The organism is Kitasatospora sp. CB02891 (assembly GCF_002803145.1).
Taxonomy (GTDB): Bacteria; Actinomycetota; Actinomycetes; order Streptomycetales; family Streptomycetaceae; genus Kitasatospora; species Kitasatospora griseola.
The window spans coordinates 1-8941 of record NZ_NNBO01000032.1; the positions used below are offsets into that span (position 1 = coordinate 1).

Genomic DNA, 8941 nt, shown 5'->3' on the forward strand with positions numbered 1-8941 from the left:
ACCACCACCAGCGGCCGGCGGTGCCGCCGACGCCGACGCCGACCCCGGCGCAGCCCGAGCCGTCGGCGGCCGCGACGGACGGGGCCGGCGGGCAGCAGCCGGCGCCCGGACCGGGGGCGCCGGAGGCAGCGGGGACACCGGGGACGACCGGCGGGGCGGAGGGGGCCGGAGGGGGCGACGAGGACGCGGCCGACCCCGCGACGGGCGGCGGCACGGACGACGCGGTGGTCGCGGGCGGGGCCCCACTGGCCGGCCCGGTGGTGCCGGCGGGGCCGCTGCACCTGGGCGACCAGTCCGCGCGACAGCTGCCGCTGGGCGTCGGACTGGGCATGATCGGACTGGGCCTCGGCCTGGTCGGAATGAAGCTGCGCCGGCGGTGAGGCCGTGCGACGCGGGCGCCCGCCGGGTGGGACGATCCCGGGACCAGGTTCGTTGACCTCCGCGGTGGACGAAGCATATGAAGGAGCTATGACCAACCCGATGAACGAGCGGTCGCAGCAAGAGCCTTACCAGGCGTCGAGCGGGAAGTCCGAGGACAGTCCGAAGGTGCTGATCGTCGGACCGGACGGCATGGCGGTGGGCACCGCGCCGGCCGGCGGGCTCGGCCGGGGCGGCGAGGAGGACGAGCCGCGTGAACTGCCGGTGACCGAGATGGTCGAGCAGCCGGCCAAGGTGATGCGGATCGGCAGCATGATCAAGCAGCTGCTGGAGGAAGTGCGGGCGGCGCCTCTGGACGAGGCGAGCCGGGCCCGGCTGAAGGACATCCACGCCAGCTCGATCAAGGAGCTGGAGCTGGGTCTGGCGCCCGAGCTGGTCGAGGAGTTGGAGCGGCTGTCGCTGCCGTTCGCCGACGACACCATCCCCACCGAGGCCGAACTGCGCATCGCGCAGGCGCAGTTGGTGGGTTGGCTGGAGGGCCTGTTCCACGGCATCCAGACCGCGCTGTTCGCCCAGCAGATGGCGGCGCGGGCGCAGCTGGAGCAGATGCGGCGGGCGCTGCCGCCCGGACTGCACGGCGCGGAGGGGGACTTGGAGGAGCCGGGTCCGGGCCGCGGTCTGCGTTCCGGTCCGTACCTGTAGTCGGCCTCGGGGGCCGCGCTGCGGCGCGGCCCCGAACCGCTACCCTGGCCCCAGTCCGGAAGTACCGCGTGCCGAGGGGGAGCTGGGACCATGACAGAGGGCACCACCGAGGGCCACTCGCTCGGCCACGGCAGGTACGTGCTGCAGCGGTTGCTCGGGCAGGGCGGCATGGCGGCCGTCCACCTCGCGTACGACACGGTGCTGGACCGTCAGGTCGCGGTGAAGACGCTGCACACCGAACTGGGCCGGGAGGCCTCGTTCAAGGAGCGGTTCCGGCGCGAGGCGCAGGCGGTGGCCCGGCTCCAGCACACCAACATCGTCTCGGTGTTCGACTCCGGTGAGGACGTCGGGCCGGACGGGACGGCGACGCCGTACATCGTCATGGAGTTCGTCGAGGGCCGTTCGCTGAAGGACGTGCTGGACGAGCAGGTGACCACCCGCGGCGCGATGCCGACCGAGCAGGCGCTGAAGATCACCGCGGCGGTGCTGTCGGCGCTGGAGGCCTCGCACGACCAGGGGCTGGTGCACCGCGACATCAAGCCGGCGAACGTGATGGTGTCCACCAAGGGCGTCGTCAAGGTGATGGACTTCGGCATCGCCCGGGCCCTGCAGTCCGGGGTGACGTCGATGACGCAGACCGGCATGGTGGTCGGCACCCCGCAGTACCTGTCGCCGGAGCAGGCGCTCGGCAAGAGCGTCGACGCCCGGTCCGACCTGTACTCGGTGGGCTGCATGCTGTTCGAACTGCTCAGCGGGCAGCTGCCGTTCGACGGCGACTCGGCGTTCTCGATCGCGTACAAGCACGTGCAGGAGACCCCGCCGGCACCGTCCACGCTGAACGGCGCGGTCACGCCCGCGGTGGACGCGCTGGTCGCGCAGGCGCTGCGCAAGGACCCGGCGCACCGGTTCCCGACGGCGGAGGCGATGCGCGAGGAGGTGGAGCGGGTCGCGGCGGGCGAGCAGGGCAACACGCCGCTGCAGGCGTCCACCCCGCTGGTGATCGGCGAGGGGCCGCGCTCGGTGCACGCCGCGCCGTCGCTGACCGACTTCCCGCCGGTGGGCGGCGGCACCCCGCCGCCGCAGCCGTACCGGCCGGCGCCCGGGCCGCAGACCCCGCCGCCGTACGCGCAGACCCCGGCGCCGTTCCCGCAGGCGCCGCCGCAGTTCGCGAAGCCGCCGCAGACGCCGCAGCCGTTCCCGCAGCCGCAGTTCCAGCAGGGCTTCCCGCAGGGCACCCCGCAGCCGTTCCCGCAGCAGCCGATGCCCGGTCCGCCGATGCCCGGCCCGATGACGGGGCCGATGCCGATGGCGTACCCGCCGCCGGCGAACAACAGCAACGGCTGTTCGACCGCACTGATCGTGGTCGGTGTGATCGTCGGCGTGATCGTACTTGCGATCATCATCGTGGCAATTGCGGTGGCCGGTTCGACCACGGGCACGTCCACGTACTGAGCCCAGACCTGCTCCGTGCCCGAACTCGGCCTCGGGGCAGGCTCGCAGAGCCCGATGTGAGCCCCGCGCACGCCGTCCCGTGCCACGTCGGCGGGCGCGAGACGGTAGCGTGCTGAGGACGGAACCGACAGGGCGAACGCGCGCCGAGCGAGTGCCCGGGGCGAGGAGCGATGGGTCAGAGCGAACGACCGGACGACGGCCGGGCGGACCAGCGGGACGAGGACGACGGCCGGACCGACGAGGTCACCGGACCGACCGAGGTGCTCCCGGTCGGGGCGGCAACTCCGGGTCGGGGCAGCGCGGTTCCCTTCCCCACCGTCGGGGACGGCCGCTACCGGCTGACCGGGCGGCTGGGCCGCGGCGGCATGGCCGAGGTGTTCGCCGCCCAGGACCTCCGGTTGGGCCGCACCGTGGCGGTCAAGCTGCTGCGCTCCGAACTCGCCGAGGACGACACCGCCCGGCTGCGCTTCACCCGCGAGGCACACTCGGTCGCCGCGCTCAACCACCACTCGATCGTGGCGGTCTACGACACCGGCGAGGAGCAGCAGGGCGGGGAGTCCACCCCGTACATCGTGATGGAGCTCGTCGAGGGCCGGACGGTGCGCGAGCTGCTGGTGGACGAGGAAGCGCCGCCGGTCGACCAGGCGCTGATCATCACCGCCGGCGTGCTGGAGGCACTGGCCTACAGCCACCAGCACGGGATCGTGCACCGGGACATCAAGCCCGCCAACGTCATCATCACCAACGGCGGCGCGGTCAAGGTGATGGACTTCGGCATCGCCCGGGCGCTGACCGGCGCGGCCACCACCATGACGCAGACCGGCATGGTGATGGGCACCCCGCAGTACCTGTCGCCGGAGCAGGCCCTCGGCAAGGCCGTCGACCACCGCTCCGACCTGTACGCGGCCGGCTGCATGCTGTACGAACTGCTCACCCTGCGGCCGCCGTTCGTCGGCGAGACCCCGCTGGCGGTGGTGTACCAGCACGTCCAGGACGCGCCGGTGCCGCCGTCCCGGGTGAACGACCGGGTGCCGCCGCAGCTGGACGCGCTGGTGCTGCGGGCGCTGGAGAAGAACCCGGACGACCGGTTCCAGAGCGCCGACGAGTTCCGGGCGCACGTCCAGCACGCGCTGCGCCAGCTGCACGGTGCCGCCGGCGCGGGCCGGCCGACGGGTGCCGGGGGCCTGGCGGCTGGCGCCGCGGCCGGCGGCTGGGACCACTCGGCGATCGGCGCCGCGTCGACCACCGAGCCGCTCGACATGGTCGGCGACGAGGCCGCCCGGACCGAGGCCCTGCCGTACCCGATGGCCTCGGCGTACCAGACGCCCGCGCGCCCCTACCCGGGCGTCGGCGGCGGCAACGGCGGTGGCAGCGGCGGCGACGGCGAGGACCCGCAGGAGCGGCCGCGCCGCAACCCCTGGGGCTGGGTGCTGGGCGCGGTGGCCCTGGTGCTGGCCGCCACCGTCGGGGTGGCGCTGGCGCTGACCGCCAACCAGGACAACACGCACAAGACGCCGGCCACCAACACGCCGGTCCACTCCAGTGGCAGCCCGTCCGTCGACGAGTCGACGGAGCGGCCCACCAGCGCCCCGCCGACCCGCAGCCAGGGCACCGGTCACCAGCAGGAGACGCCGAGCTGGTCGCCGTCGCCGAGCGCCTCCGCCTCGGCCAGCGCGTCGGCGTCCGCCTCGGCCAGCCCCTCGCACTCGCCGAAGCCCTCGGCCCCGGCCAGCCCGACCGGCGACAAGACCACGCCGTCGGCCGGCCCGAGCGCGGGCACCACGTCCAAGCCGACGCCCAGCAACGGGACGGTGCAGCTGCCGGTCGGCACCGGCTGACGGCGGCTGCGGGCAGGTCAGTTGGCGAACGCGTCCATGACCTGCTCGTAGTCCTGGCACCACCAGGTGAGCTGCCCGGCGGAGGCCGCGAACAGCGGGTCGGCCCGGTGGTCGCGGCGCTGGTAGTGCCACTGCAGCATCCACAGGTCGTTCAGTCGCTCCCACCACACCCGGTGCACCGCGGCGGCGACCTGTTCGGCGTTCGCGGCGCCGGTGGCCCGGTAGGCGCGGGCCCAGTGCCGGACCCGGACCAGGTCGAGGACGCCGGTGGCGCGGTCGTTGAACAGCAGCGTGGCGGCCCGCACCGCCTCCTCGGCGACCGGGTGCGGGGCGAGCTTGTCCCAGTCCAGGACGGCGCTGACGGCATCGCCCCGGTAGAGCACGTTCAGGCTGTGGAAGTCGCCGTGCGTCCAGCCGGTGGGCGGTGCGTCGGCCGGGCCGGGGCGGCGGTGGCGGTGCGTGGCGAGCAGTTCCAGCCGTTCGGTCAGGCGCTGCTCGGCGAGCCGGTCGAACGGCCCGTAGGGGCGGTGCACCCGGGCCAGCTCGCGCAGCTCCAGGACGAGCCGCTCGGTCTCCTCGACCTCGGCGCTGAGCACCGCGTCCGGCTGCCGCAGCGGGGCGCAGACTTCGCGGAGTGCGCCGTGCAGTGCTCCCAGCAGGCTGCCGAGTTCGCCGCACCGGACGGGGTCGAGCTCGGTGCCGTGCCGGTGGTCGCCGGGCACCCACGGGTAGAGCGCGAACAGCCGGCCGCCGTACGCGGTGACCGTCCGGCCGTCCCGGTTGGCGAGCGGCGGCGGCACCGGAAGACCGCGGGCGGCCAGCGCGGCGGTGGCGCGGTGCTGGCCGAGAATCGCCGGCCGGTTGGCGGTGGCCCGGTCGACGTAGCACTTCAGGAAGTACGTGGCGCCGTCGGCGGTGGCGATCCGGTAGCCGCGGTTGAGCAGTCCTTCGGCCACCGGCACCACCGCGCCGGGCGGCGCGGTGCGGTAGGAACGCAGGACTCCGGCCACGGCGGCGTGCGCGACCGGGGGGCTGAGAGTGCCGATGGGGGGAGCGGTGGCGTCCGGGCGGGCCGGCGCGAGGGAGATGGTCTGACCGTACGTCACGGAGCAGAGCGTATTACTCGGCGTGATAGCGACTTGACACAGTGTATTCGATGTGATCTCAGTGCTGCTGGTCCGCCTGACGGCGCGCCACGTACGCGGCGACCTGGGTGCGGCGCTCCATGCCCATCTTGGCCAGCAGGCTGCTGACGTAGTTTTTTACGGTTTTCTCGGCCAGGTGCAGCTCATTGCCGATCTGCCGATTCGTCATCCCCTCGCCGATCAGATCGAGGATGCGGCGCTCCTGTTTCGTCAACTGCGCGATTCGCTCGTCCTCCTTCTCGCCGCCCTCGCGCAGCCGGGCCAGCACCCGGCTGGTGGCGACCGGGTCGAGCAGGGATTTGCCGGCCGCGACGTCGCGCACCGCGGACAGCAGGTCGGTGCCGCGGATCGCTTTCAGGACATATCCGGAGGCGCCCGCCATGATCGAGTCGAACAGCGCCTCGTCGTCGGAGAAGGAGGTGAGCATCAGGCATTTCACCGACGGGTACCGGGAGCGGATCTCCCGGCAGACCTCGACCCCGTTCCCGTCGGGAAGTCGGACGTCCAGGACCGCCACGTCGGGGTGGACCACCGGAATCCGGTTGAGCGCCTCGGCGGCCGTGCCGGCCTCGCCGACCACCTCGATGTCGCCCTCCGTGGCGAGCAGGTCGTGCACGCCCCGTCGGACCACTTCGTGATCATCGAGGAGAAACACCCGGATATGTCCGTTATCTGTCATTTGCAAAGCCTCGCACAAATCGATGGGCGTTACCCCCTTTCGCAGCGGCCGCTGCCCGGATACCGTGCGCTGGTGTCCTGACCGGAAGGTAAGCCGCGTCACACCGTCGGTTTCCCGTACCGGAGAACAACTAGGACGTCCTAGCGCAAGAGCGCCAAGGGGTGCCGCTGGGTAACGTTCTCGTGAGGGACGCCGTCGGAAAGGGAACACCGCCCACCCGCACTGGCGCGCACACCCACGCGCGCGAGCCGGGAGGGCGACCGGACCGGCCACCGGCGACCCCGGGCGGCCGGACAGACCGAGGGAGTGAACGTGACCGTCAAAAGCACGGCGAGGGCGCGCAAGAAGGCCGCCCCCGGCGTCCCTGACAAAACCAGTGCCGGCTCCGCCGCACCGGAGCTCGTCCAGCTGCTCACACCGGAGGGCGACCGGGTCGAGCACCCGGACTACCCGCTCACCGTGACACCCGAGGAGCTGCGGGCGCTCTACCGGGACCTGGTACTGGTGCGGCGTTTCGACGCCGAGGCCACCTCACTGCAGCGGCAGGGCGAGCTCGGCCTGTGGGCCTCGCTGTTGGGCCAGGAGGCGGCGCAGGTCGGCTCCGGCCGGGCGATGCGCCCCGGCGACTACGCCTTCCCCACCTACCGTGAGCACGGCGTGGCCTGGTGCCGCGACGTCGACCCGCTGAACCTGCTCGGCATGTTCCGCGGCGTGAACAACGGCGGCTGGGACCCGAACGAGAAGAACTTCCACCTCTACACCATCGTGATCGGCGCGCAGACCCTGCACGCCACCGGCTACGCGATGGGCATCACCAAGGACGGCGCGGACGACGCGGTGATCGCCTACTTCGGCGACGGCGCCTCCAGCCAGGGCGACGTCAACGAGGCCTTCACCTTCGCCTCGGTCTACAACTCGCCGGTGGTGTTCTTCTGCCAGAACAACCAGTGGGCGATCTCCGAGCCCACCACCGTGCAGACCCGCATCCCGCTGTACCGCCGCGCCTCCGGCTTCGGCTTCCCCGGCGTCCGGGTCGACGGCAACGACGTGCTGGCCTGCCTCGCGGTCACCCGCTGGGCGCTGGACCACGCCCGCACCGGCCAGGGCCCGGTGCTGGTCGAGGCGTTCACCTACCGGATGGGCGCGCACACCACCTCCGACGACCCGACCCGCTACCGGCAGAACGAGGAGACCGAGGCCTGGAAGGCCAAGGACCCGATCCTGCGGCTGAAGGCCCACCTGGAGAAGGAGGGCCTCGCCGACGAGGCGTTCTTCGCCGAGGTCGAGGCCGAGAGCGAGAAGCTGGGCCTGCGCGTCCGTGAGGGCGTCCGCTCGATGCCCGACCCGGACCCGACCCTGATCTTCGACCACGTCTACACCGAGCAGCACCCGCTGGTGGACGAGGAACGCGCCGAGTACGAGGCGTACGCCGCCTCCTTCGAGGGTGGGGAGCACCACTGATGGCCGGTCAGCTCAGCATTGCCAAGGCGCTCAACGACGCGCTCCGCAAGTCGCTGGAGAGCGACCCGAAGACCGTCCTGATGGGCGAGGACATCGGCAAGCTCGGCGGCGTCTTCCGGATCACCGACGGCCTGCAGAAGGACTTCGGCGACGACCGGGTGATCGACACCCCGCTCGCCGAGTCCGGCATCGTGGGCACCGCCATCGGCCTCGCGCTGCGCGGCTACCGCCCGGTGGTGGAGATCCAGTTCGACGGCTTCGTGTACCCGGCCTTCGACCAGATCGTCTCCCAGCTCGCCAAGATGCACGCCCGCGCGCTCGGCCACGTCAAGATGCCGGTCACCGTCCGCATCCCGTTCGGCGGCGGCATCGGCGCGGTGGAGCACCACAGCGAGTCGCACGAGGCGTACTTCGCGCACACCGCCGGCCTGCGGGTGGTCAGCCCGTCCAACGCGCACGACGCGCACTGGATGCTGCGCCAGGCCATCGAGTCGGACGACCCGGTGGTCTTCCTGGAGCCCAAGCGCCGCTACTGGGACAAGGGCGAGGTCGGCGAGGACCCGATGCTGCCGCTGCACTCGGCGCGCATCGTCCGGCCCGGCATCGACGCCACGCTGATCGCCTACGGGCCGATGGTCAAGGTCTGCCAGGAGGCGGCGAAGGCCGCCGAGGAGGACGGCCGCCAGCTGGAGGTGGTCGACCTGCGCTCGCTGTCGCCGATCGACTTCCCCACCCTGGAGGAGTCCCTCAAGCGCACCGGCCGCGGCATCGTGGTCCACGAGGCCCCGGTCTTCCTCGGCCTGGGCGCGGAGCTTGCCGCCCGGCTCACCGAGCGCTGCTTCTACCACCTGGAGGCGCCGGTCCTGCGGGTCGGCGGCTACCACGCCCCGTACCCGCCGTCGCGGGTCGAGGAGACCTACCTGCCCGATCTCGACCGTGTGCTCGACGCCGTCGACCGCGCGCTCGCGTACTGAACCGAGGGGCGAAGATGACCACTGACGTTCGCTCGCTCCGCGAGTTCAAGATGCCCGACGTGGGCGAGGGCCTCACCGAGGCCGAGATCCTCACCTGGTACGTCAAGCCGGGCGACACCGTCACCGACGGGCAGGTCGTCTGCGAGGTGGAGACCGCCAAGGCCGCGGTCGAGCTGCCGATCCCGTTCACCGGCGTGGTCGAGGCGCTGCACTTCCCGGCGGGCGCCACCGTCGACGTCGGCACCGCGATCATCGCGGTGGCCGTCGCCGGCGCCGCCCCGGCCGAGGCGGCGCCCGCGCCGGCCGCGGCCG

At 72.6% G+C, this 8941-nt stretch carries 7 protein-coding genes and 2 pseudogenes; 7 read left to right on the top strand and 2 right to left on the bottom strand.

Annotation, left to right across the window (positions count from 1 at the left end; translation table 11 throughout):
- The 4 genes and pseudogenes from CG736_RS35695 to CG736_RS35710 all read left to right on the top strand — a co-directional run.
- A pseudogene (locus CG736_RS35695) lies at nucleotides 1-380 on the top strand (hypothetical protein); the annotation flags it as partial.
- Nucleotides 381-468: 88 nt separating this feature from the next.
- Nucleotides 469-1080 (top strand): bacterial proteasome activator family protein, encoded by a 612-nt coding sequence (locus tag CG736_RS35700; RefSeq protein WP_100590251.1) that lies wholly within the window; start codon nucleotides 469-471, stop codon nucleotides 1078-1080.
- A 90-nt stretch (nucleotides 1081-1170) separates the two neighbouring features.
- Nucleotides 1171-2505: pseudogene (locus CG736_RS39075) on the top strand (protein kinase); the annotation flags it as partial.
- A gap of 197 nt (nucleotides 2506-2702) precedes the next feature.
- Complete coding sequence (locus CG736_RS35710) at nucleotides 2703-4370, top strand: protein kinase (protein WP_100590253.1); 1668 nt, start codon at nucleotides 2703-2705, stop codon at nucleotides 4368-4370.
- 17 nt (nucleotides 4371-4387) lie between these two features.
- On the opposite strand, the gene CG736_RS35715 is transcribed toward CG736_RS35710, so the two are convergent.
- Both CG736_RS35715 and CG736_RS35720 read right to left on the bottom strand, forming a co-directional pair.
- Entirely contained in the window at nucleotides 4388-5476 is a 1089-nt protein-coding gene (locus CG736_RS35715; protein ID WP_100590254.1) for a phosphotransferase enzyme family protein, read from the bottom strand.
- A 58-nt stretch (nucleotides 5477-5534) separates the two neighbouring features.
- Entirely contained in the window at nucleotides 5535-6194 is a 660-nt protein-coding gene (locus CG736_RS35720) for a response regulator transcription factor (RefSeq protein WP_100590255.1), read from the bottom strand.
- A gap of 312 nt (nucleotides 6195-6506) precedes the next feature.
- Between CG736_RS35720 and pdhA the strand changes: the two genes are divergently transcribed.
- The 3 genes from pdhA to CG736_RS35735 form a co-directional block, all read left to right on the top strand.
- Nucleotides 6507-7655 carry a pyruvate dehydrogenase (acetyl-transferring) E1 component subunit alpha gene (gene pdhA, locus CG736_RS35725; RefSeq protein ID WP_043915326.1) on the top strand — a complete coding sequence of 383 codons (1149 nt, stop codon included), beginning with the start codon at nucleotides 6507-6509 and terminating at the stop codon, nucleotides 7653-7655.
- On the top strand, nucleotides 7655-8629 hold the full coding sequence (locus CG736_RS35730) for an alpha-ketoacid dehydrogenase subunit beta (protein WP_369880814.1): 975 nt from the start codon (nucleotides 7655-7657) through the stop codon (nucleotides 8627-8629). Before pdhA ends, CG736_RS35730 begins: the two co-directional genes overlap by 1 nt.
- Nucleotides 8630-8643: 14 nt before the next feature.
- Nucleotides 8644-8941: biotin/lipoyl-containing protein (locus CG736_RS35735; protein WP_304528239.1), on the top strand; the 298-nt coding region annotated here is incomplete at its 3' end.

Excerpts from the sequence above, each read along its gene's own strand:
- CG736_RS35700 (WP_100590251.1), top strand. The coding sequence starts at position 469 with ATGACCAACCCGATGAACGAGCGGTCGCAGCAAGAGCCTTACCAGGCG.
- CG736_RS35710 (WP_100590253.1), top strand. The coding sequence starts at position 2,703 with ATGGGTCAGAGCGAACGACCGGACGACGGCCGGGCGGACCAGCGGGAC.
- CG736_RS35720 (WP_100590255.1), bottom strand. The coding sequence starts at position 6,194 with ATGACAGATAACGGACATATCCGGGTGTTTCTCCTCGATGATCACGAA.
- CG736_RS35730 (WP_369880814.1), top strand. The coding sequence starts at position 7,655 with ATGGCCGGTCAGCTCAGCATTGCCAAGGCGCTCAACGACGCGCTCCGC.